The organism is Candidatus Liberimonas magnetica, from assembly GCA_020523885.1.
Lineage (GTDB): Bacteria > Elusimicrobiota > Endomicrobiia > Endomicrobiales > JAFGIL01 > Liberimonas > Liberimonas magnetica.
The window spans coordinates 259,359-283,980 of sequence record JAJAPY010000002.1 but is presented as its reverse complement, the minus strand read 5'-3'; the positions used below and the strand labels follow the sequence as shown (position 1 = coordinate 283,980).

20 protein-coding genes and 1 pseudogene are annotated in these 24,622 nt (G+C 39.1%); all 21 read right to left on the bottom strand.

Going from position 1 to position 24,622, the window contains the following annotated elements; all coding sequences use genetic code 11:
• Positions 1–69: 69 nt before the first annotated feature.
• The 21 genes and pseudogenes from LHV68_02695 to tadA all read right to left on the bottom strand — a co-directional run bounded on the left by LHV68_02695 (position 70) and on the right by tadA (position 24,604).
• Positions 70–969: a hypothetical protein gene (locus LHV68_02695; protein MCB4790774.1), complete on the bottom strand. Its 900-nt coding sequence runs from the start codon at positions 967–969 to the stop codon at positions 70–72.
• Entirely contained in the window at positions 930–1,835 is a 906-nt protein-coding gene (locus tag LHV68_02690) for a thiamine pyrophosphate-dependent enzyme (GenBank protein MCB4790773.1), read from the bottom strand. Before LHV68_02690 ends, LHV68_02695 begins: the two co-directional genes overlap by 40 nt.
• Entirely contained in the window at positions 1,836–2,792 is a 957-nt protein-coding gene (locus tag LHV68_02685) for a GDP-L-fucose synthase (protein MCB4790772.1), read from the bottom strand. It abuts the gene before it with no gap.
• Positions 2,785–3,723, bottom strand: coding sequence for an NAD-dependent epimerase/dehydratase (locus LHV68_02680; GenBank protein MCB4790771.1), 939 nt, complete (start codon positions 3,721–3,723; stop codon positions 2,785–2,787). Before LHV68_02680 ends, LHV68_02685 begins: the two co-directional genes overlap by 8 nt.
• 87 nt (positions 3,724–3,810) lie before the next feature.
• Positions 3,811–4,800: a kinase gene (locus LHV68_02675; protein ID MCB4790770.1), complete on the bottom strand. Its 990-nt coding sequence runs from the start codon at positions 4,798–4,800 to the stop codon at positions 3,811–3,813.
• 73 nt (positions 4,801–4,873) lie between these two features.
• The gene (locus LHV68_02670; GenBank protein ID MCB4790769.1) at positions 4,874–5,836 is read right to left on the bottom strand and encodes a flippase-like domain-containing protein; all 963 of its coding nucleotides are present in this window, start codon (positions 5,834–5,836) and stop codon (positions 4,874–4,876) included.
• 215 nt (positions 5,837–6,051) lie between these two features.
• Positions 6,052–6,513 carry a hypothetical protein gene (locus LHV68_02665; protein ID MCB4790768.1) on the bottom strand — a complete coding sequence of 154 codons (462 nt, stop codon included), beginning with the start codon at positions 6,511–6,513 and terminating at the stop codon, positions 6,052–6,054.
• A gap of 182 nt (positions 6,514–6,695) precedes the next feature.
• A complete protein-coding gene (locus tag LHV68_02660) occupies positions 6,696–7,988 on the bottom strand; it encodes an SGNH/GDSL hydrolase family protein (protein MCB4790767.1) in 1,293 nt (430 codons plus the stop codon).
• On the bottom strand, positions 7,981–10,032 hold the full coding sequence (locus LHV68_02655) for a YfhO family protein (GenBank protein MCB4790766.1): 2,052 nt from the start codon (positions 10,030–10,032) through the stop codon (positions 7,981–7,983). The genes LHV68_02660 and LHV68_02655 overlap by 8 nt, the downstream gene beginning before the upstream one ends.
• Positions 10,029–11,900: a hypothetical protein gene (locus LHV68_02650; GenBank protein MCB4790765.1), complete on the bottom strand. Its 1,872-nt coding sequence runs from the start codon at positions 11,898–11,900 to the stop codon at positions 10,029–10,031. The genes LHV68_02655 and LHV68_02650 overlap by 4 nt, the downstream gene beginning before the upstream one ends.
• A 154-nt stretch (positions 11,901–12,054) precedes the next feature.
• Positions 12,055–13,662, bottom strand: coding sequence for an O-antigen ligase family protein (locus LHV68_02645; GenBank protein MCB4790764.1), 1,608 nt, complete (start codon positions 13,660–13,662; stop codon positions 12,055–12,057).
• A gap of 7 nt (positions 13,663–13,669) precedes the next feature.
• Positions 13,670–15,790 (bottom strand): type IV pilus secretin PilQ, encoded by a 2,121-nt coding sequence (pilQ, locus tag LHV68_02640; protein ID MCB4790763.1) that lies wholly within the window; start codon positions 15,788–15,790, stop codon positions 13,670–13,672.
• Between the two features lie 33 nt (positions 15,791–15,823).
• Complete coding sequence (locus LHV68_02635; GenBank protein MCB4790762.1) at positions 15,824–16,294, bottom strand: hypothetical protein; 471 nt, start codon at positions 16,292–16,294, stop codon at positions 15,824–15,826.
• A gap of 25 nt (positions 16,295–16,319) precedes the next feature.
• Positions 16,320–16,859 carry a type 4a pilus biogenesis protein PilO gene (locus tag LHV68_02630; GenBank protein MCB4790761.1) on the bottom strand — a complete coding sequence of 180 codons (540 nt, stop codon included), beginning with the start codon at positions 16,857–16,859 and terminating at the stop codon, positions 16,320–16,322.
• Positions 16,856–17,419: a PilN domain-containing protein gene (locus LHV68_02625; GenBank protein MCB4790760.1), complete on the bottom strand. Its 564-nt coding sequence runs from the start codon at positions 17,417–17,419 to the stop codon at positions 16,856–16,858. Before LHV68_02625 ends, LHV68_02630 begins: the two co-directional genes overlap by 4 nt.
• 101 nt (positions 17,420–17,520) lie before the next feature.
• Positions 17,521–18,648 (bottom strand): type IV pilus assembly protein PilM, encoded by a 1,128-nt coding sequence (gene pilM, locus LHV68_02620; protein ID MCB4790759.1) that lies wholly within the window; start codon positions 18,646–18,648, stop codon positions 17,521–17,523.
• A gap of 146 nt (positions 18,649–18,794) precedes the next feature.
• Positions 18,795–19,565: a prepilin peptidase gene (locus tag LHV68_02615; protein MCB4790758.1), complete on the bottom strand. Its 771-nt coding sequence runs from the start codon at positions 19,563–19,565 to the stop codon at positions 18,795–18,797.
• Between the two features lie 473 nt (positions 19,566–20,038).
• Positions 20,039–20,134 (bottom strand): annotated as a pseudogene (locus tag LHV68_02610) (prepilin-type N-terminal cleavage/methylation domain-containing protein).
• A gap of 170 nt (positions 20,135–20,304) precedes the next feature.
• Positions 20,305–21,528: a type II secretion system F family protein gene (locus LHV68_02605; GenBank protein MCB4790757.1), complete on the bottom strand. Its 1,224-nt coding sequence runs from the start codon at positions 21,526–21,528 to the stop codon at positions 20,305–20,307.
• 141 nt (positions 21,529–21,669) lie between these two features.
• A complete protein-coding gene (locus LHV68_02600) occupies positions 21,670–22,743 on the bottom strand; it encodes a type IV pilus twitching motility protein PilT (protein ID MCB4790756.1) in 1,074 nt (357 codons plus the stop codon).
• A gap of 196 nt (positions 22,744–22,939) precedes the next feature.
• The gene (gene tadA / locus LHV68_02595; protein MCB4790755.1) at positions 22,940–24,604 is read right to left on the bottom strand and encodes a Flp pilus assembly complex ATPase component TadA; all 1,665 of its coding nucleotides are present in this window, start codon (positions 24,602–24,604) and stop codon (positions 22,940–22,942) included.
• Positions 24,605–24,622 lie beyond the last annotated feature (18 nt).

Below are 24,622 nucleotides of genomic sequence, written 5' to 3'. Positions count from 1 at the left end.
CATACTTTAGACGGACTGCTTCTATAGAAAACCATTTGTTTTTATAAACTTCATTTATTCTATTGTTTTTCACTGTTTTAGTATTTCTTTTACTCTCTTACATATTTTATCCGCATCCGGGGACTTGTTCTGCAGGGGAGGGCACAGGCATTTTGTTTTGTCTAAAAGCCCCAGGGCGTTTACTGCATACCCGCCTGCTAAAGATAATTCGTAGGCTATTGACCTTGAGGCGCCGGCGATTTCATGGCCAGGGTCAACAACAAGCGCTTTCCGTGTCTGTTTTAAGGGCCCGAGTATGCGTTTATCTATAACAAAAGGTTTTAGCCAGACGAGGTGCACAACATTGCATTTTATACCGTCTTCATGGAGCCTCTTTGACGCTTTTACAGCTTCAAACCTGCATGAAGAGACAGGATAAATAGTTATATCCGCATTTTTATAAATAATATCATCAAGCTCTTCGGTATTAGCGTAGCTCGCCCTGTGCTCGCTGCACATGAAAGGTTCGTCATGAGCCATATAATCTTTCCATATAGCTCTGTATTCTTTTGGCGTCATAGGAGAACAAACCCGGAATCCCGGGAAATGCATGAAGATGCTGTGCAAAACACCGGAATGAACAGGCCCGAGGCAATCCGAGGCTATGGCCCGCACAAAAACCGGAGCTGAGGCTTTATGGAGTTCTTTTATTTTCGCCGCATAAAAAATAAGAGAGCTTCCGTTAAGTATCAAAAAATCCTGGAACCGTATGACAAATATCGGCCGCCTTCCCACAAGCGAAATACCCACGGCGATCCCTGAGCCGGCAACATCCGTCATGGGCAGTTCAACTACACCTTTAACGTTAGGGACGGTGTTGTTGACCCAGCCTACCGCGCAGATGGATTCTCCGAGCAAAATGCCGTTATTTTCTACCAGGTGTTTTCGTGTTATTTCTTTAATAGTTTCTGCAACTGTTTTTGATCCCATACTCGCCCCATAGCTTTTTTCATGTTATTTTCTGTCTCTTCAATTTCTTTTTTATAGCCGAGTTTAGAAAGTTCATCCTTAACTATGGAAAACCTGTCCCATTCCGGCGGGCCGTCTACTCCGCAGCCTACATGCCAGTACTGCCTGCATGTAAAGATATTTAGATAAGCAGGCAGAGAAGTTTTAAGCTCTCTGGTTTTTGAATATATAGTCCAGGGGTCATCCGAGAACTCGAAGGCCGGCATGCCAAGGGCGCCGGCTACTTTTGCTACGCTCCAGGAACGCCTTTCTTTTACTTTGGTAAGTATAGATAAGTTATTGTCTTCACAGATAAACAACACCGGGAGTTTATGTGTTACCGCAAACCCCATGGCAGAAAAAACATAATCTTCTTCTGCAGCTCCGTCGCCGAAAAAACAAACTACTGGTTTTCCGCTGCCAAGAGCCGCGCCTACGCCAAGAGGCACGTTTTCGCCGATCAAGCCGTGATGGCCGAACATCTTTATGCCGTTATCAAAACATTGAAGGCAATTTGACCCTGCCTTGCCCCCGCTTACGCCCGTAGGTAGGCCTAAAAGTTCGTCCCTGAGTTTTTCCGGATACCCTCCCCAGGCAAGATAAGTGCCATGGCACCTGTGCTGCGCAAATATCATGAACTCAGGGATAGCCATTGAAACCGCTGCAGGTATGGATTCCTGTCCGGATGAAAGATACACCTGGTAAGTAAGGAAACTGTCCTTGCCGGCATCTATCACTCCCTGCTCAAAATATTTTATTTTGCATATCCTTTTAAATATTTCAAGCAAAACCGCTTTATCAATTTTTTTCGATAGGCCTTTAATAACGCCGATATCCGCTGATCTCACTTAAATACCCTTTCCTATTGAACCGTAATTTTCCCTGAACCACTCGTAGGTCCTTATCAATCCTTCTTTTATGCCGACCTTAGGTTCCCATCCCAATGCCCTGAATTTACCGCTGTCCAGCAGTTTCCTTGCAGTGCCGCCGGGTTTTGTTCTGTCCCATTTTATACTGCCTTTATACCCCACGATATCAGCGATCATTTCCGCATATTTTTTTATCGTGTAATCGTGGCCGGTTCCGATATTGTAATGTGTATTTTCAAGCCTACCGGCGTTATTTAGAGCAAATACCGATGCAAGGGCTATATCATCAACAAAAACAAACTCCCGCCTCGGTTTACCGCTGCCCCAAAGTACGATCTTATTCTTATTCTTTATTTTTGCCTCATGTATTTTTCTTATTAACGCAGCAACTACATGAGAACAGCCGTAACTAAAATCATCGTTAGGCCCGTATAACGAATTCGGTACCAGGGCAATAAACCTGTTTGTTTTATATTCTTGATTATAGGCTTTACAGGCGAGAACTCCGGCGATCTTAGCTACTGCATAGGCTTCATTGGTTTCTTCTATTTTGCCGGTCAAGAGATACTCTTCTTTCAAAGGCTTTTTATATTTACTGGGATACATACATGAAGAGCCGTAAAATACGAGATGTTTTACCTTATATTCATTAACAGCCTGAAATACGTTATTTTGAATGGATATATTTACCTGATAAAATGTGGCAGGATGTGTTTTGTTTGCTAATATGCCGCCGGTAAGCCCTGCGGCCAAGAATATTATTTCGGGACGTTCTTTGCCGATAAATCTACGAACTGCTTCCGCCTTTGTCAGGTCAAGTTCCTTATGAGATCTGGTTATTATATTTTTATACCCTTCTAAGTTCAGCCTTTTCATTAAAGCAGACCCCAACAATCCCCGGTGGCCTGCTACGTATATTTTTGATTTTTTATATATTCCCATATCTGCTGTTTTTCAATATAACAAAACCTTTCATAAGTTCTTTTATCCCCATATCAAGCGAAAAATCCGGTCTAAACCCGGTCTTTTCTATCTTTTCGTTGGAGACTACGTAATCGCGCTTATCAGTATCTTCACCGATAGGCGATTCAAGGTATACAAAATCGGGTATGTATTTTTTGATCTTTGCGCATAATTCAAGCTTCGAAATATTTGCATCCGACAAACCGACGTTATATGCCTGGCCTTTCATCTTTTCAAAATTATCTATGCCGTGCATAAAAACCTTTGCTATGTCGCGGATATGTATGTAGTTCCGCTTGAAATGCCCTTCAAAAATAACGACAAAACGGTCGTTCACCGCCCTGTAAACAAAATCATTTACTAAAAGGTCTATCCTCATTCTAGGCGACATCCCAAACACCGTTGCAAGCCTGTAACTTATAGAATTTTCTCTTTCAAGGATAGCCTTTTCAGCATCTACTTTAGTAATTCCATAAAACGATATAGGGTTTAGCGGGGTTTCTTCAGTACAATACTTATCTTTCTGCCCGATCCCGTACCCGCTGTTCGTTATAGGCATTATTATTCTCTGTTCTTTGCTTATATTTTCCGAAATGAACCGTATCGCTTCAGTGTTAATTGACCGTGCGGCTACCTTATCCATGTTGCATGCAGGAGCGCCTACTATCGCGGCTAAAGGTATTATAACATCCTTATCTTTCAACAACCGTTTCATTGTGGCTTCATCTCTGACATCGCCTCTTACAACACTGAAATTTTCAAGGTAACAGTTCTCGACAAGAGTACTTTGAGCGTATAAAAAATTATCAACTACCGTAACTTTATGCCCTTTATTAAGCAAATAAGGCACAAGAACAGAACCAAGATAACCTGCTCCGCCGGTCACGAGTATTTTATAGCTCATAATATAGCTCCTGGTTTAATATTTGTCTTATCTGTGTAATCTCTTTTAATCTGTAATCAAGACATCCTGATTCTTAGTTAGGATGTCTTAAAACTGTTTATAAAATATAATATCCGAACCTACGAAATCAAAATCAAAAGGTATATTAAGATAATTATTCAATGCTCTTTTCAGCCTGTTCTGGTCATCAGGTTCTACGTAGAAAAGCATGAATCCGCCCCCGCCTGCGCCGAGCAATTTCCCGCCAATTGCACCATTTTTCAATGCTTTTTTATAAATGTCATCAATGAAATCATTGCTTATCTTGTGCGATAGAGATTTCTTTAATTTCCATGTCTCATTGAGCAGGCTTCCAAAACTTTTAAAAGAATCTTTTCCGGAAGTGACTATTTTGTAAGCTTCATCTACTAATTCTTTTATCTGTGAAAGTTCCTTAGAATTTCTTTTTATATTCTTTATCTGGTCTTCTGCGATCTCGGACGCATTCCTGGACAATCCTGTGTAGAATAACATGAGCTTGCTTTTAAATGTAGAAATACCTTTCTTTGACATAATGACAGGGGTTGTTATGATCTCTCCGTTAGGCATGAACTCGATTTTGTTAAACCCGCCGTTTGCGGCAAAGACCTGGTCCTGGGACCCGACGTTTTCTTTTATCAGGTTTTGTTCGATATGTATCGCTTTTTCAAACAACTCCTTCTTAGATATGACCTTTCCCAGCAAAGCATACATGGCTTTTAGAAGGCCTACGGTAAATGCGGAGCTCGAGCCCATGCCGGACCTGGCAGGTATATCGCCGTCATGGTGGATAGATATTCCGTGACGATAATTAAGATATTTCAGGACTTCTCTTACGGCAGGGTGATTTATTTCATTTAACTTGCTTACCGTTTCTATTGCGGAATAGGATATGAAGTGTTTATGCGGAAAAAAAGGAGGTAATTCTCTGACACTTAAATAACAATATTTGTTTATGGCAACTCCAAGCACCTTCCCCCCGTGTTTTAGGTACCAGGAAGGGTAGTCTGTCCCGCCGCCAAAAAATGATATTCTGTGAGGTGTTTTGGTTAATATCATAAACGCCTATTATTTTTATAAGGAATCTAAAAACCCTATACAAGTTCCGAAGGGATTAACTTATAAAAGTATATCAAATTTGTGTACTTTTTTCAAAGCGGATTAAATCGTGGAAGGTTATTTTTTCTTTTATCAAAGAGATGATTCCAAAACAAATTAACAGAGAGATCTGTACAAAATGAAGGGTAACTATCATGCCAAAACCCTGATTTTTGTCAACACCAATAAATGAAAGGGCTGTAACACCTAAGAATTCAACAGTACCTACATATCCTGGAGCGGGCGGAAGTATCGCACCCATACCTATCATTATCATTACAAAAAAACATTGGAATAAATTAAGATTAAGCCCGAAAGCCTTGGTAAATGTGAGAAAAACAGTCCCCTCAACCGTCCATACGCAAATGGATAATAAGGATACTATTAGGATAAGCCTTAGATGGCTAAAAATACTCAAACCTTTAATGAAATTTATGAGGACATTTTCCAATCGCTCTATCCATTTTGAATGTATAGGAATTTTATTTAGTAACCTTACAGCCAGGTCCTGGTGAGTTGCCAAAAAGAAGAGAAAAGCTATGCTTCCGATGAATAAAAAACCTCCAAAAAACATTGATTTTTTAGCCCATTCAGGGAAAGGAAGAAACATAATTATTGTCAGGAAAAGAAAAACATACGTTAAACCGTCAAATAAACGTTCCAGGACTATCGTTGCAAACGTGCTCCCGATAGGTATAGAAAGTTTTTGGCCGGCTACTTTTGCCCTTACAAATTCGCCGAGCCTTAGCGGGAGCAGGTTGTTCATAAAAAAACCGATTATAACCAAAAAAGCTAATCTAAAACCTGGTAATTCCTTTATAGGCATTAAAAGGTATTTCCATCTGAAGCCTCTAAAGAGAAAAGCAATAAAATAAATAGACATCCCTAGTAGAATCCAGTATTTATTAGCCTGCAATATATATTTCCAGCAGCTTGAAAAATCAATTTGCCTTAACGTTAAGAACAGGAATATACCGCCTACAAGAAAGCCGGCAATGAATTTTTTGTTTAATTTTTTTATGATTTCCTCCGTATATTTTTAATAATGTTATCAATTATTAAGCCTTTTGTCAAAAATAAAATAACAGTCTGTGTAACAAATTGCGTACAAATCAGTATAAATATAAACATTAATAAAATATGATTGAAATTATATGTGTTTTGCGCTTTTGAGTAATAGGCAGGTAAAGGATTTGCAAACTTCTTTTTGCATTAGAATTTTAAGGAAAGGCCGAATTTCATTGAGTCGCCTAGTATTCCCATGGGTACCCAGGCAAAATCAAAGCCCATAACACTGTTGTACATTACTCCTGCCCCTGCAGCAAGCCCGGATAACTGTTCTGTTTCATATCCAGTTCTATATCCTGCTCTTATCGGAAACATCAGTTTTTCTCCTGCCTTAATACAATACTCTGCCCCTGCTCCAAAATTTGCATCGGCATCGTTCGACTTGCTTGCATCAATACCTATTTTAATGTGTTCAGTAGGTTTATTACAGACTCCGGCTTTAATTGTCGTGGGCAACGGATCGGCTTCGTTTATAAACTTTATACCGCTGCCGACATTTAAAACAGAAAAACCCAGGTCAAGTTTAGCTGATCCTTTCAATAACAAGCCTGTGTCTGCGACAAGCCCGGAAGCAGTCTGGTCGTCTATTTTCTGGTTTATGTGCAATTAAAACCTGCTAATATGGTAACTAATGTAATTGGAATTAGATAAAAAATAGAAAAAGACAACTCAGTGCCGGTTAGAAAATCTGTAACTCCTAAAAATGTAACAATGAACAGCCCAATTAGGATTGCAAAAGGTTTAGATATGATTTTTTGGTAATCAAGTATATTTGCCATATAAATATATTAAGATTTTTTATTTAAAGTTTCAAGTCTTTCTTCTAGTTCCAAGACTGCGCGAAAAATCTCGTCACTTATAATCCTGTGTCCTAAAGCATTTGGATGAATAGTGTCTTGTTTGGGGTCAAGAAATAAATATGATGGGTCGTTCTTATTATAGTTTTTAAAAGCCTCTACAATATCTACCATTGGAATGTTCTTTTCTTTAGCTATTTTTTCCATAATGCTGTTGTAAATGCCCCCGAAGTACTCACAGTGGGAACGTTCCTTTTCCCGGGCAAGCTTTAAATATTTTTCAGATAATAACTTATTGCCATTTCCCCTGGCATACAGACTAAGAAAATATAATGCTTTGCCTGAAGATGGGTCTATCTCAGCTGCTTTTATCAGTTCCGCAAAGGATGCTTTGTTGTTCTTTCCTTTGTTGTTTAAAAGAGCATGTTTCACCAAAGCTTCTGCTTCTTCTGCTGCTTCTTTATTCGACGGAATATTTTTGGAAGACTGAAGATTAACAGGCATTTTTATAAATATAAGCTTTAATGAATTAGAGCGGGCAAAGTCAACAAATTGTGACAAGTTTTCTGCGTAATCTTTTTCGGACACCCTTCTTTTGTCAAGAGGAACCATTTCCGGATTTTCTAAGTAAAAGCTGTTAATAGAACTTTCACTAAGTATTATTCTCTTCAAGAGGCGGTATAACTTGCTCTTCCTGAGTAAATTTCCGCAGTTTACAAGAAGTTTGTTTTTGGGCAGTAATTCATTGTCACTTTTTCCATTACTACGAAAAAAACGGTATTTGTCTACGTCATTAAGCACATAAGAGACTGTGATCATATCGGGTTCCAGCTGAATTATTTCATCCCTTAACAATTTAAGCCCCTGATAGGATGTGTAACCTATTTCGCCTGCATTTATTACTTCTACTTTTGAATATTTGCGCATGCTGCCCTGTAACTTTTTTTCAAGCTTGCAGGGATATGTATCATCTTTTAATACCCCCCAGCCGAATGTAGGAGATGCCCCCATGCATATTATCCTAAAAGAGTTCTTCTCTTTTTCTTTTTTTATTTCTCCGTTCCTAAATCCCAGAGAATTTGTAGTTATGGGAGCCCCTTGAAATAACGTATTCAGGTTGTTTTTCTGCCTCCAGAAAAGGGCCGTATCCTCATTAAGAATGCTTAATATCTGTTCAATGCGTTCTTCCCTGGGAAAGAATATACGCACTGCAAATTCTAGCGTAAGAAGCAGGGTCAGGGAAAATGACAAACTGATTATTTTATGCCACAAAGAGTTATTCAATTGATCTTATCCTTGAGGGCATATTAAATATATGCCTAGAATGCTCAAGTAAAAAATAGATTGCTAATAATACAAAAAACAACAGGGCTATCAATGTCAGATATAAACCTAAAATATAAGAAACCGGCTTAAATAACATGTATATTTTAGTTTTACCAGCAGTTTCCAGGAATACTGTTTTAAATATTTTGTTTCCCCTGTATACCCTCGTACTCTTTTTATCGTAATAGGCTTTCCAGCCGGGGTATGATATCTCGCTGAATACTAAAGTTCCCGGTGTATTCAAAGACACTTCAGTTACCGATTTGTTGTAAAATTGTTTATAGGATAAGACTTTAGCGCCTTCAGTAAACCTTGGAAAGTTATCCGGGATATCGGAAACCACGATCTCTTCATCGGGCGGCAGTTTTGTGTTTTTTAAGTACTCTATCTGGTCATAGCCTGATTCCTCCCGTACAAGTTTTGTAGTTTTTGGGAAATAGACAAGGGGTATCGCTATATTCTGCCTGTACAGTTTTAGCCCGCTTTTAAAACACATAAATATGTCCCTATTCTTGATGTCTTTTGTTGAAACATTATATCTTACAGAAAATCCCTTCATTAAAACGGAATTAAAATCCATCCTTGCAAGCCCTGTCGGGCTCATGATCTCTTTCTCCTGCAGCCCTAAATAGCGTGTAAAATCCTGAAGAAAAATCGTTTCATAGCCGTTTAGATTATAATGATGGTATAACATCGCTTTATCTGCCGGTAAAACACCTGGTTCGGTCACCATCCTGTACATAGGATAAATATAGTTAGTTATTTCACTTTTTCTTCGGCTATTTGAGATATCCTGTGAATATATGAACCCGTTGCCGTACCTGAACAGGTCAAATATTATTATCAACAATATAAGTAGTTTTAAAATATTTTTTTGCTTTTTAAGATATTTGTCCCAGGCAGCGGCAAAAAGAATTATAAAACCCGTTATAAATAAGTATGAAAACCTTGCCGGAGCACGTACGAACTGCAAGCCCGGGGCTACCCAGTACATGAATTTGTAAGCAGGGTTATAATTTCCCAAAGACAAAAACCCTCCAGCTATCACTATTATAGGCCAAAAATATTTTGTATTTTTTATAGAGATATAAAACCCGGCGGCCGCCAATAAAAAAGGTATTATTCCTATGTATAATGAATGCAGCTCAAAGAAATAACTGGGGTTCGCTTGATAAATATAGTTACCGTTGATTATATTCCCATAAAAATCAGGCAAGACCAGGTTAACGAGGTTTTTAAAAGGAAGAGAATAGCTTGAAGCAAGCTTTTGCCAGTTCAAAGTCTCCGCTACTTGCGACAATTCTAAAGACGGTATCAACTGTATACTGACTAATATGACAGCCGCAGGTACAGCCATTAAGAGCCTTTTCCAGTAGTTGATCCTATTAAAAATAAAATGCAGTAAGATAAACAATACTGAAGTATAAATAGGCTGTATATGCCCGGACAAATATTGGAATGCTATCGCAAAAGATAAAACAAATATATGCAGGTATGAACCGGATCTTTTTATGCTCTCCAATAAATAAATTATGCTGGGGAACCAGATATACCCCGAAAGTGCAGCGGGGTGGCCTGCAGGGACTTTAAAAACAAGAAAAGCGCTAAAAACATAAGTTATGGAACAAACTATAGAAGATGTGCCTGAAAACCCTAAATACGCAAGCAAAAGATACATAAATATGCCGGCAAGAAAAAAATGCAAAACTATAAAATAATTAAAAGCCAGATGTATCGGAAGCATATAAAAAATTATAGAAAAAGGATACAAAACAGCGCTTTGCGGGTTGGCAAGAAGCGGCTGTCCGGCAAAGATATATGGATTCCAGAGAGGTATTTTCCCTGAAATTATGTTTTCAGCAACAAGATGCTTTAAAGGATAGTAGTGCAGGTAAATATCCCCGTAATTACCTGCGATCCCTCTTATTGTAAATATAATAGGCGAGAAAAATATCGCAATAAGGACTGCGAGCAGGATGGTATAAGGAATTATTTTATTCACTTAATAATCCAATAAGTAGATTTTATTGCCCCATAAATTAATATCAATAACAATGTAAAAACAGTAATTAAAATTCCGACTCTGTATGAAAACGGCAGATAATATTGAATAATCCTGTTTTCTCCTGAGGGAATTTTAAACATCCTAAATAAATCATTCCATTCTGAAAGGTTTATTTCTTTAATTCCATCACTCTTTCTGGAAGGGATTACATAAGTTTTCCAGCCGGGCATAAATGCTTCTTTCCAGACAATTGTTGACTCTGCCGGAGCTGTGGAATTCAGAGTTATTTTACCTGGTTTATTCTCGACTATTTTTATAACCGCCCCGCCTTGGCGGGATGTCACATTATTTAATGAGCTTTCGGTGTTTATACTATACTCAGCATCCTGAGTGCGTCGAAGGGCTTTTATCTGAGGGGTTCCACATTCGTATAATCTGGTTTCAGCAATTTTTTGATAAAGAAATAGAGTGTCGTTATACTTGAGTTCATAGCCTTCATGATTTTTAAGTTCATCCCTGCATAGCAGATATTTTACACCCAAGATATCTAAGAAAGGCAACAAGTCCTGAGGGGTTTTTTGTTTATACGCTTTATCTATGAACTCTTCGACACTCTTTAACGTCAAAGGTTCTCCAAAACCGTATGCATTACTTATATGATAAGGAAGAGAAGTAAGGTTATAGAGGTATCCTCTTGATTTCTGCCATGAATCCTCTACATCTTTCCCTCTAAAATATCTGTTCTTTTCAGTACCGGGGCTTAAAAGGAACCTGGCAGCACCTATATTTTTTTGAATAAAAGCCACAATTTCATGTTTTTTATAATAATAGGTTTTATCTGCCAAAGGCTGAAAATGATATCCGTAAACCAATAGTTCCGAAGATACCAGCAAAACCAAGGATAAAAGCACCCATTTATTTAAGGTTTTGTACAAACCGTCAAAACCGTAACCGAACATAATCGTAAGCCCTATTATAGAAGCATAAATAAGCTGCACCGGGTATCTCATAGTTTTAAACAAAAATACATTTTTAAACAAGAAAGGATAAATTGAAGTCGTGTTTCCCAAGGCTAATATAAATCCCGATAAAATCAAAACTAAGGAAAATATTTTTGTTAATTCTCCTTTTCTTTTATTAAAAATACCGTAAAAAGCTATCAAGGAAGATATTAGTCCTACATAGAGGGTCGTGTCCCATTGATATTTTTCGCCCGTAACAAGGAGAATCTGGCCTGCTTTATATTTAGGGTAAAGGAACCTGGCCACATCATCAATCTTAAGCGAATGCAGCATCGCTATATCTGAACCTATACCGGATATAAACCTGTTAGAATATGCCGTAAGCTCAGCCAGAGGCATTAACTGTACAGCAACAATGCCGGTAACTATGATAAGAGTATAAATTAAATTCACGGAGATTTTGTTATAATCTTTTATTATAACAGCTTTCGTAAACAGATAAAAAATGAATATTACTATTTGAAATATAAATACCTGATGCCCGGCCATAAAACTAATCGACGCAGTTAGGGCAGCCAAAACAGGGTTTTGCACAAACAAGAACAATGCGAACACCCACACATCCACGCCTATATGGCTTAAAAACTCAAGTTTTGTGATCAAAAATCCGTTGAATACAAATAAGATCATCATGCCCAGGGACGAATATGTTCTGAATTTATTTTTTACAGCAAATAAATATGTAAATATACCTGCAACTGCAAAATGGATAAAGCAGTATAATTTTAGCGCGATATAAAAAGGCAATAAATAAAACAATATATTGAACGGATAAAATAGAGCTGACTGCCAATTAGCCAAAAACGGCATCCCGCAATAGGAGTAAGAATTCCATAAAGGCATTTCACCTTTCTGAATGGATTCAGCAGCAAATACTCTCCAGGGATGGAAAATATAAGTCAGGTCGCGGAGGAAATAAGTCTTCCCTGAACATAACACAGGCAGGAAAAATAAGGTTACAATAGAAAATAAAAATAAATAAACATATAATGTTCTTTTACTTTGCATGGCCTGTGAAATTCAGGAAATTCCTTAAATTGTTTTGATATTTTGGGTTGAACCTGTCATACTTAATAGCCTTGAGCATTGAATCTGACGCATATTTATTTTGGTTGTCTGTCCAGTATAACCATCCGAGGTCCGACCAGTATGCGGCATTGGTTTTGCTATGCTCTATAGCCTGCTTTTCCGCTTCAATTGCATTATTCAGGTAGACTTTGTTTTTATTCCTTGTAAATTCAAAATAACATATTTTTGCCAGTTCATTATAATACCTGGAAGCCTCCGGGTCTAATTCTACGGCAAGTAACAGCTTCCCTTCAGCCTGCTCATATTTTTGTTCATTAAAAACATTAACGCCGTTTCTAAAAAACATATATCCTGCAAAAGGTTTGAGAAAAACAACGGCTATAATAAAATTGAGCGCCATGAAAAGAGAAACGGGCAAAAAGCTTTTCTCTCTTTTAGTCATCCGGCTTTCTTTGAAATACAATATTCCAAAACAAACCCAGAACAGCATCAATGTTGAATGCACGTAGAAACTGTAGTCAAAAAGGTTAATAAACAAGAACGCTGTTATCCCGGATAAAATCGGCAAATAAAATTCATTGTCAAGCCCTTTTACGTATTCCGTCGACTTTTTGAAGACTTTGAACAAAAGAACGATAAACAGCGAAAACCCTATTAGCCCTGTTTCAGCTAACAGCTGTAAGGCCAAATTATGCGCATACAGGGTATTTAAACCCGGCAAGGCCCTGTAATTCAAATATATATTGCCGAACCCCCCCCAGCCCACTCCTGCAATAAGATTCTGCGCTATTATATTTATTGCAGTATGCCACCAAATTAGTCTGTCAGATAAATATAAATTATCCGAAAGACGGTACTGGTGCATTTTAAGGAATGTCAAAAAACTCAATATAACTATTATTAAGACCAATAACAGTTTAACAAGCCTGAAATAGGACTTGTAAAAACTATAGGAGAACACAACTACTATGACCGATGCGCTAAATATCGCTATCCTCGATTTAGACAGGATAATGCTTATAAAGATTATTACCGGGAGGAGCCTGTAATTTTTATTTTCGTCATTCCAGAATATTAAAGACAATCCGAAACAAAGGGTCAAATACCCTGCAATAATGTTGAGGTTAACGATTATTTCAGATGGGACAGCTGTGCCGAGTACATATTTTTCGGGGTCCCTAAAGAAATGGGCCAATAATATAACACAGAACCAGACGCCTATGAAAACAGGTATTTTTAAAAGACCTTTTTTTTTCTCCGAAGGCAAATGCCCAAAAACAAATGAAAAGATAAAACAACCCAGCAAAAATAGTAGTTCATCCCTATATAAAGACAATTCTTTTACTTTATGGCACGGTATCAACGTAGCGACAAAGAACAAAATAAACAAACCATCCCTGACAAGATCAAAAGAGAATTTATAGTTGTTCAACAGGTAGACGAACGAAAGTATTATGAGTAATCCAAGAATTGTTTGGGTTTGGTAGTCCCAGCTAAATCTTAAGATGGGTGAAACAGCTAAAATAGAACCGAATAGATATATTAGCCATTTATTAGGAATGCTTTGAGAATCCACTATATTATTAATCAAGTATTTTTGGGGTAATGAAAACCAATAGTTCTGTCCGGTCTTTAGATTTAAAATCTCTCCTGAACAGATGCCCTATTATAGGCAGGTCGCCTAATAGCGGTACTTGAGTGCCGAGTTTCCGGTCTTCTTCGGTTATAAGGCCGCCGATAACTACAGTTTCCCCATTTTCGACTAAAACCGTTGTTTTAGCTTCTCTTGTCCCTAGAACCGGCCCGGCTGGATCAGCCCGTACAAACAAACTTACCTCAGGATGGACGAAAAGAGTTATCTTATTATCGATATTCACGGTAGGTACAACCGTCAGCTTTATTCCGACATCCAGGAATTCAGTGCTGGTTGTCTGCCCTATGGAAGATTGTGTCTGTGCTGAAGTGTACGGCACTTTCTGGCCCACAAGTATCTTTGCTTCCTGATTATTGATCGTAGTTACTCTGGGTGTTGATAAGGTTTTTGAAAGCCCTTTTTGAGCTAAAGCAGTGAGCGCACCGGTTAAATAGTTATTATTTGCCACTATCCCAAAAGCAATTGAACCGGCCTGGCCTGCAGCAGGCGCTGCAGGGAAATTTACACCAGTCCCGCCAGCTGTAATTCCGCTTACATTTCTTTGAGCAAGGCCGGCAGCACCTGCGCCAAATCCTGCAGCCCCGGCGGCTGCGGCGGATTGTCCTACATCAACCCTTGTAGTGTCATTATTTACCGGGGTCCCGGCATACTGCCACTGAATACCCATGTCATAAGAATCTGTTAAGGTTATTTCTACTATTTTCGCTTCGATTAAAACCTGCTGCGGCTTTTTATCAAGCTGGCTCATAAGCCTCTCTACCGAAACCAGCCCGTCGGGAGTGTCTGTTACGACCAGGCTGTTTGTTCTTGCATCAACCGAAACGTTGCCTCTTCTTCCCTCGGCCGAGCGGACAGAATCCAGGTTAGCTTTTACGTCTTCAGCTTTTGCATAATTCAAAGGGAATATTTTTGTAAAAGTCACTGCCTGAGACCTTTCTTCCGCTATCTTTTGAGGGGTTGCAATACGAAGAATATTCGGGCCCTGTTCCTGGCTTACCAGCCCGTTCAAGGAAAGAATGGTTTCTAACGCTTTGTCGAAAGGCACGTTCTCAAGGTGAAGGGTAACATTGCCCTTTACATCATCTGAAAATATTATGTTTATCCCGCTTTTCATGGACAAAACCCTTAAAACATCCCTTATATCGGCGTCCTCAAAATCGAGCGTTACAGGGATTTTCGGCAAAAGGACTAATTTTGATTCCGAAGCTTTAACCGGATCATTTACTTTACCGGCTTGCTTTTCTCTTTTTGCCCTCACCTGTTTTATTTGTTTGGACTGGTTGTCATTTTTCTGTTTCTGGATTTTTTGGAATTCTTTAGGAACAGCTGTTGCAGGTACGGCTTTTACTTCACTTGGCTTAGGTACCGGGGTTTCTGGATTTGCCTGCGCAGGTTTGGTTTCTTCAGGTTTTTTTTGTTGTTCCGGAGTTTTTTGAGTTTGCTGATTTAATCCCTGAGCGGGTGACTGGTTTTGTTGTGTTTGAGAAGGAGTAACAGCTGCAGGTGTTATGGGAGTCTGCGCTGTCTGTGCAGGTGCTTGGTTTTGCTGTGTTTGAACACCGGGAACAGCTGCAGGTTTTAAGGGTACCGGTGCTGCCTGCGCAAGTACCGGCACAACTTGAGTTTTTTTAGCTTGATCTTCTTTTACCTCACTTGCTTTTGTATCCGGATTAAATGATATTTTCACATCGTTACCTTCACTCTTCAGTTCAAATTCCATCATTGCCGACAAATCTATCACTACACGGGCAACCTTGACCGGAGCATTCTTAAACTGGCCGCTCCTTATTCTTTTTATAGTAGATTTGTTAACAGCAAGGTCCTTCTCTTTAAAATTGTGTTCTGTATTTGAAAATTCAACGATCAGCTTGGGAGGGTTCGTCATTTTAAACGCATTGTATTTTGTCTTGCCTGAAAGGCTGATTATTACCGAATTTCCGTCAACCCTTATATTATTCAAAGTTTTAAAACCTTCTTGTGCAGGGGATAGTCCGGTAAAAAGCATCAAAAATGATCCTATTATGCCCAATTCTATTGCTATTTTTTTCATTTCTTCCTCCAGATAAGTTAATCCCTTCGGAACTTACTTACTTTCTTCCTTAAGCTTTATTTCCTTGCTTTTTTTTATGGCATCTATAATAACGACTGAATCCTTTTTTATACTCCCGGTAATTCCGTTCACTAACCTGCGCCTGCTGTCAAAAAGATTGCCGTCCATCAGCATGAAAGAATAACCGCCTCCTACTAAAATAGCTATCTTTTGTTTGCCGTCGTCCAGTATGCCTTTTAAAGACAACGAGTCAATATTAGGTATAGGTACGTCATTTAAGCCCTTTAACATAGCTCCCTTGGCATTTAAAGCTATAAACGGATCCCTGTATTTATACCCTGTATATGCATATCTCGGTGGGGCTACTTTTTTTAAAGCTGCCGCCTCAGGCTGTTTCGGTGCTATCTTAGGAAGATTAGGCCTGAGTTCCGGGCTTTCCTTGCTCCCGCAGGCAGTTAAGAAAATTATAATAAGGTACAATGAATTTATCAGTGCTATTCTCAAGTTAGGCTCCACTTCGTTCTGCTAACTATCCTTTAAAAGTATATGCGATTATCGAAAAACTGGCGGTAATACTATTGTTCTTAGAACTGGTATCCGCAGACATTTCTAAATTCTTTGCACTGATTATCCTTGATTCCTGCCCTAAGTCGCTCAAGAATTGTGCCAGAGAATGATACGTCCCTTTGACCGAGACCCTGAATGGTATTTCAAAATAATTTGATTTTTCAGCTACAGGGTTCGGGCTGAAGCTTAAGACATTAAGATGGTAGTTCTGTGAATCTTTTGTTATTATCCTCAAAAGTTCCTGGATACCCTTTTCTTTAGGAAGCCTTTTCCCCAGTTCAGCTACTTCTTCTTCGAGCAGTTTCATTTCCTTTTGCAGCTTCGGCAATTCTTTTGCCTTTTGTTTCATAGATGCAACTTTTGTCTCGATATTATTCAGCTGTTCGGATGACTCCCGATATTTTTGGTCTAGCGGTGCCGCCAGGTATTTAAAATATACAATAACAAAAAAAACAATGAATATCCCTACGCCAACTAATTTTTGTATCAATTGTTTCGTCATTTTTTTATCTCTTTTCTATAATTAGCCGTCATCTTGAAAGAATAAGTCGGCATTTTATCCGTGCCTGCGGTAGTAATTTGACCTAATTCTATATTGGAGAAAGATTTATCGGTACTTAAAAAGCTTATGAAATCCGCTATAGCATAATTATCCAGAGCCTCCGCATCCATGCTGATGCTTAAATCAGTATCATTTAAAGTCTTTGTATTAACGGATTTAAACCAGATGTTGTCAGGCAATACGGACATTAATTTTTCCATAAATACAGGATAGGTAAGGCCTGTTGCTGATAAAGTATTAATAAGGTTTTTCTTTGTTTCCAGGACCGTTTTTGTGGACTGCAAAGCTTCAACCTGGCGCACTATACTTTCATATTTAGTCAATTCCCGGTTTGCTACCTCTATTCTCTTTTCTAACTTCATATTTGAATACAATTTTGAGCCATACCCTGCACCACCTAAAAGAACGATTATCGCAGCCAGGATACAGGCAAGGACAAATAATTCGTTTCTTTCTTCCTTTTTTATTAAGTTTGCCGCTAGAAGATTGACTTTGATCATAATTATTTTCTAGTAAAATTGAAAGTTCTATACTTCTGTAAGTGCTGTAATCTTTGTGTAAAATTTATGTAATCAACAAGTTCCCGAGGGGGCTAACTTGTTTATTCATTCATGTCATTTTCATGACGTACTGCAAGCCCAGTTGCCACAGCCAATTGAGCTGCAATTTCCGGTGGAACAGCTTCCCCGGAAGTTATGTTTTTTAAGGGGTTAAAAACCTCTACAGCTATTTTAAGATCGTTATTTAACAACCTGTCCAAGTTCTTCAGGTTAGCGGAGCCACCGCTTAATAGTATCTTATTAATAGTTCTATCAGGGTTTTGGGAAATATAAAAATCGATCGACCTGTGAATTTCCGTTAAAAAATCTTTAGCCATAGATGAAAGCGCCTGTGATACCTGGAGAGCTTCTTTTTGGTTCTCAGACAAGGTCTTTTCTTTTTCTTCGGCAGTTACCAATATACTATGGGCGAATTTTAACTCTTCGGCTTTTTTTATTTCACAACCCAAATTCCTTTGAATAATCTTAGTGAACGAATCTCCTGCGATAAAGATATCCCTTACGACTTTCGATTTATTGTTCTCAACTATTGCTATGTTCGTGACAGCGGAACCGATATTGATAAGCATTACCGTTTCCTGAAGAGACGGGTCGATATTGACCTCGTAAGCATTCTCAAGAGCGAAAGCGTCTATATCAACTACAATGAGGCGCAGGTTAAGCTCGTTAAATATTTCCAGCCTTGACGCAATAACATCTTTCTTGCACGCAACAAGGATCGCTTCCATTTTCTTATGTCCTTCTTCAACTATATCTCCGAGTATATGATAACTTAAATCAACCTCTTTTATGTCGAACGGTATGTACGGTTCAGCTTCAAAAACTATTGTTTTATTCAATTCTTCCCTTGATAACTTGGGGAAATTCACATAGCGTACTATTACCTGATGCCCAGAAATCGAGGTTATAACGTTTTTTATAAGTATTTTTTCCTTGGCAAAAAACTCACCTATCCGGGCAATAATATTTAACTTCCTTTCCTGAGGGGGTAATTCAGACAGGTTTTCATTGATGGGAAGAATACCCCATTTGACAAGAGTATATTTATTGCCAGAAGCTTTCAGGAATACTATTTTTACAGAAGAGGTTCCAATATCGACAGCGATTGCATCTTTTGGTTTTAGGAAAGATAATTTTGGTATATTTATCGATGGTATTAATTTCGGCATATTATGTAATGATAATATTATAATTTATAAATATAAACATATTTATATAAATTTATAACAGATTTTAATTAATTTGTCAAGCATATTTGCATTTTTTTGTATTAGTAAATACGTTTTTGAAATAATTATTGAAAATAAAGCAGCTTTTACCAAAATAGCCAATTAGAAGGTATGAATAAAATGAAATAAGCTGCAAGGCTTAGGAACGGGCCAAACGGAATATATTCATTTCTTTTATTTTTTTTCAAAACTATGAGCATAAGGCCTATGATACTTCCGATTATTGAAGCAAAAAAAATAGTGAGGAATGCTTTTTTTAAGCCTACTAAAGTCCCGGCCGCAAGGATAAATTTTATGTCCCCTCCTCCCATAGCATCCTTTTTTAAAACCATAGTCCCCAGATAACCTACCACGAATAAACACCCTGCGCTTACGACTCCCCCAAGTATTGAGTTTAAGAACCTCATTTGCCAGTTTGTTCCGAGCTCACGGTTAAAAAAACAAAAAGATATGCCTAAGATTAATATACATAAAGATAAGATATCCGGAATTATCTGATACTGATAATCGATAACCGCTATTATTACAAGCAGCACTGTAAATAATGAATAAACGAATAAAGAAGCAGGCTGGTACATGAATCTCCATCCTAATAAAATAAAAAGAATGCCAGTAAGTATTTCAATGAACGGATAAATTAAAGATATCTTTTCTTTGCAGTGCCTACATTTTCCGGACAAAACAAGAAAGCTTAAAACGGGTATATTGTCATACCACGCGATACGGTTTTTGCAGTTTTTACAAAAAGACCTTGGTTTTACAACTGATAGGTTATTCGGTATTCTGTATATGCAAACATTAGCGAAACTACCTGCTATTAATCCGAATATAAAGCAAATGAATAGATAAGTTATCATTTTCCCTCTGTTATGTACATTATACAAAAAAATAACCCCGCTCGTCAAAGAACGCGCGGGGTTACCATTCAAGTAACACTCAGATTTTAGTAAGAAGACCAAACCTGGCCCTTTGAGTCGGTATGAGTACAATTTACCCATACATCGCCCCATTGTTTTTCTCCGGTTCCAGGGGAACGGGCATCCTGATATCCCCATGCACCCGGGCTTGCAGTTTCATTTCCGCTTGCCACTGCAATTGTAACGTTCGCTGATTTTGCATGGTGCGGCGGTGCATAACTTGAAGTAACTTCCTTCAGGTATTTACCATTTTCCATGGTTAAAATAGCACCTAACGTCCCTGCTGTTGCCGAACCTCCTGATGCCGTCGGCACCGGGAACCAGCCTTCCAATTCTCCGTAGTAAATAGAAACAGCGCTGCGGATAGCTCCAAGGTTTCCTTTTGTTGCACCTTCATTAGATTTACGAATAAGGTCGGCAAATTTTGGAATAGCAATAGCTGAAAGTATTCCAATGATTGCTACAACGATCATAAGCTCAATTAGCGTAAAACCTTTTGACTTTTTCATTTTGTTTCACCTCCTTTTTTTACAGAATCCTACAACCTAAATATAACAAATAGCCTTGTATTTGTCAAGTGAAGTTCCTCCAGTTGAAGCCGGAGGCTTTTTGATAACACGACATCCCGCCATTATTAACAAATCCCAAGACAACAATCCGTGCCTATATTACGGCGGGACTATTTACTTGCCATCTGGCCCATCTCGAACATAGGCATAAACATGGACATTACGATCGCACCAACAACGATACCCATTACTACCATTACCAGAGGCTCTATCATGCTTGTGAGCCCCTTTACCGCTACATCAACTTCCTGGTCATAGAAATCAGCTATTTTATTTAACATTATGTCAAGGTTACCGGTTTCTTCACCAATTGCTATCATCTGAACAACCATTTCAGGAAAAACACCTGTTTTACGCAGCGGCTCCGCCATTCTTTCCCCTTCCTTTATAGCCTGTCTTGCGGTTTCTATCGACTGCTCAATTATTTTATTGCCGCTTGTTTTCCCCACCGTATCAAGCGCCTGAAGGATCGGTACACCAGATTTTATAAGCGTACCAAGCGTCCTGGAAAATTTTGCCACAGATACTTTTTTTATAAGAATTCCGAACACGGGGAGTTTCAAGAAAATTCTGTCAAGAACTACCCTGCCTTTCTCAGTTTCTCCATACTTCTTAAAACCAAAGAATATCCCGACAGGAGTTGCCAGCACCAGCAATATGAAATTCCTTAAAAACTCTGATATCCATATCATTACTTTTGTCGGAAGAGGCAATTCTCCTCCAAATTGAGAAAAAATATTCTGAAATGTCGGTATTATAAAGATCATAAGGAATAATGTTACAGCTCCTGCGATACATCCGATAACTGCCGGGTACACCATGGCCCCTTTTACTTTTCCCTTTAACTCTTCCGATGCTTCAAGATATGAAGAAAGCCTGTCTAAGATAGCGTCTAAAATGCCACCGACTTCTCCGGCTTTTATCATAGCAACGTAAAGTTCTGTAAATGCGACAGGATGTTTTCTCATAGCATCATTAATGGATATACCCTGCTCAATATCTTCCCTGACACTAAGCAGGACATTTTTGAATAGCGGGCTTTCAGCCTGGTCAACAAGGATCGAAAGGCCCTGAACAATTGGCACACCAGCAGAAACCAGAGTAGAGAGCTGCCTTGAAAAAAGCACCAGTTCTTTAGAACCTACACTGGGCTTCATTGGATTAATCTTATCAAATATTTTTTTAATAAATCCGGGTTTGTTTTCGGATATCTCGACTACGATAAGCTTCTGATTCTTGAGGCGTTCCATCGCAGTTCTCTGGTCAGGAGCTTCAATTACAGCTGTGGACTCACTGCCGGAAGCATTTCTTGCTTTGTAGCTAAACTTAGGCATTATAACTCCAACAAACTTAATTGCAAAATGAAAAGTGAAAAATGTAAAATTAAGGTGTCCGCTATAGCGGACTTATTTAAATTAATCCCGCAAAGCGGGATACCTTAATTTTGATTTTTTCATTTTGCATTTTTAATTTACTTACGACTTGACCGTGACTTTTTCTAACAAACGCTTTAAGTCATCCTTATCAGTGCTATAATCGAGCGCTGTCTGATAAGATATCTTTCTTTTTGAATATAATTCAAATAAAGCCTGGTTCATGGTCAGCATCCCGAACTTTCCCCCTGTTTGCATCGCGAGATAAAGTTGTTCTATCTTCATATCCCTGATCAAACTTTTTACCGCAGGAGTTGCTATCAAAACTTCACAGGCTAAGGTACGTCCCTGGCCTGAAGTGAGTTGGATAAGCTGCTGGGCAAAAACCGCCTGAAGGGTCAGAGAAAGCTGTGAGCGTATCTGAAATTGCTGATGCGGCGGAAATACATCTATTATCCTGTTTATCGTAGAGGCTGCATCGGTAGTGTGAAGCGTTGCAAAAACAAGATGCCCGGTTTCAGCTATAGTTAAAGCAGCTGAAATCGTTTCAAGGTCCCTCATTTCCCCTATTAGAATAACATCCGGGTCTTGCCTCAGGACATATTTCAAGGCACTCGGGAATGACCCTGTGTCTGCCCCCACTTCCCTTTGATTGACTATGCATTTTTTATGATAATGAATGTATTCTATCGGGTCTTCGATGGTTATGATATGCCCCTGGCGGTTTTCATTCAAATAATCTATCATAGAGGCCAGGGTCGTAGATTTTCCTGAACCCGTTGCTCCGGTGATCAGCACCAATCCTTTTTTTAATTTCATCAGGGTATAAACTACAGGCGGCAAATTCAAGTCGTCAAAAGTTAGGATTTTAGTAGGGATCGAGCGGAGTGCCGCCGAGACCGAGCCGCGCTGCCGAAATACATTCATCCTTACCCTGCCGACACCTTTAATACCGAATGACAGGTCAAGTTCGTTGTTGGCCTCGAATTTTTCCTTTTGAGTGTCCGTAAGAAGCGAGTATACCAGTTTCTGGCATACATCCGGAGTAAGTTTGTCAAAATCAGTGGAAACCATCTCTCCGTCTATTCTCAGCATAGGAGAGACTCCGGGAGTTAAATGCAGGTCAGATGCTTTTTTCTCAACCAGAAGCTTAAGTAATTCTTCCATATTTAACATTTATCATCTCCTTAATGTCGCGCCCCCGCCTTTGGGCGGGGACTTACCTTCTCCCGCTTTGCAGGAGAAGGATTGTTTCGGCTTGGTCGGAAATTGCTCGCCTCAACACTCCCGGAGAGAAACTAAGTTTCCCTTCCGCGTTCAGAAAGTCTCGCAGCGTGAGTCTTTCTTCACTGAACCCTTCTAAGTTGATATTTTATGTATACTTTGTAAGCCTTAACATTTCTTCTGCAGTAGAAACTCCTGTCCGGACTTTTCTCCAGGCAGCTTCACGCAAGGTAATCACACCCATATCTGTGACTAATTGCCTTAGGAGCGATTCCTGTACATCGTCTAATATTAGTTCCCGCAGTTTGCTGTTTAATTCTAATATCTCATAAATGGCTACCCTGCCCCTGTATCCGGAGAAATTACAGGAACTACATCCCTTGCCCCGCCATAATTCTATTTTTGACTGGTCATTAGCGAACTTGGGGTCAATGCCGATATTACGCACATTGTTCGTCGGGATATCATAACTCTCCCTGCAATCGGGGCATATAGCGCGCATAAGCCTTTGTGCAAGGACCATCCTTAATGAGGTCGCTATCATGAACGGTTCGATCCCCATATTTTTTAAATGTACAAGGACTCCGGCCGAATCGTTTATCGGGAATGTTGCAAAAACCAAATGCCCGGTCAATGCCGCGTTGATACATTGCCTTGCGGTCTCAGGATCCCGGACCTCGTCAACAACGATTATATCCGGGTTTTGCATTTCAAAGGACCTTAATACCCTTGAAGCCGTCATTCCGTTATCTGTGTCCACCTGGACCTGAGTGATCCCAGGGATTATATACTTAACTGGGTCTTCGATCGTCAATATGTTCCTGTCCGGATGATTTAGGTGGCCTACGGTTGAATAAAGAGTCGTAGTTTTTCCTGAATATATAGGGCTTGATATTATTATAAGGCCGCTTTTTGATTCTATATTTTTTTTATAAGCTGCCAAAGTTTCGGTTTCAAAACCAAGTTTTGCCAGGTCCCTGCAGAGCGTTTCATTGCTCAATATCTGCAGAGTGAGCTTTTGTCCGGTAACCGTTGGGATTATGGATATTCTTAGATCTATGTCATTCCCATCTACCCTTATTTTAATTTTTGAGCCCCTGGGCAGGTATTGATTTATGTCTATATTAAGGTTTGCCATTTTCTTCAGCCTGTTCAAAATATTCTTGTATTCATTCAGGCCTAACGTAGAGTAATCATGCAGAATTCCGTCGATCCTGAAACGTATGTGCAGGGAATCCGCCTGAGGCTGCATGTGTATGTCCGAAGCTTTACTTTTAACGGCTTCGGACAAAATCGAGCTAACCAGTTCTTCATCTGAGATATCTTTTGCGGATTTTATCAGGTCTGCTACCGTATGTTTAAATTCAAGAGTATGGCTGTAGTACTTTTCTATGGCTTCCTTGATTTCGGATTCTGAGGCAATTACAATATTGACATCCAGCCCTGTCATTACTTTAATATCGTCGATCGCAAACACATTAAAAGGGTCAGCCATTGCAATCGTTATTGTATTTGCTTCTTTTGCCAGCGGGATAAGTATCTGTTGCCTTGCCACACTTTCAGGGATCGAGCGCACAACGTCCGCAGGAATTTCTCCGTACTCATTTATCGATACATAGGAAACACCGCACTGCTTGCCTAAAAATGCCAGCATGACCTCTTCATTTATTACGCCCATCTGCGCAAGTATGGCCCCTAGTTTTTCTCCGGTCATTCGCTGCGTTTCAAGGGCTTTATCCAATTGCTCTTTGGTGATAATACCTACATCCACCAGGATATCGCCGAGTCTTTTCTTTAAGGAAGTCAAACGCAAAGGTGTGCTCCTTTAGAT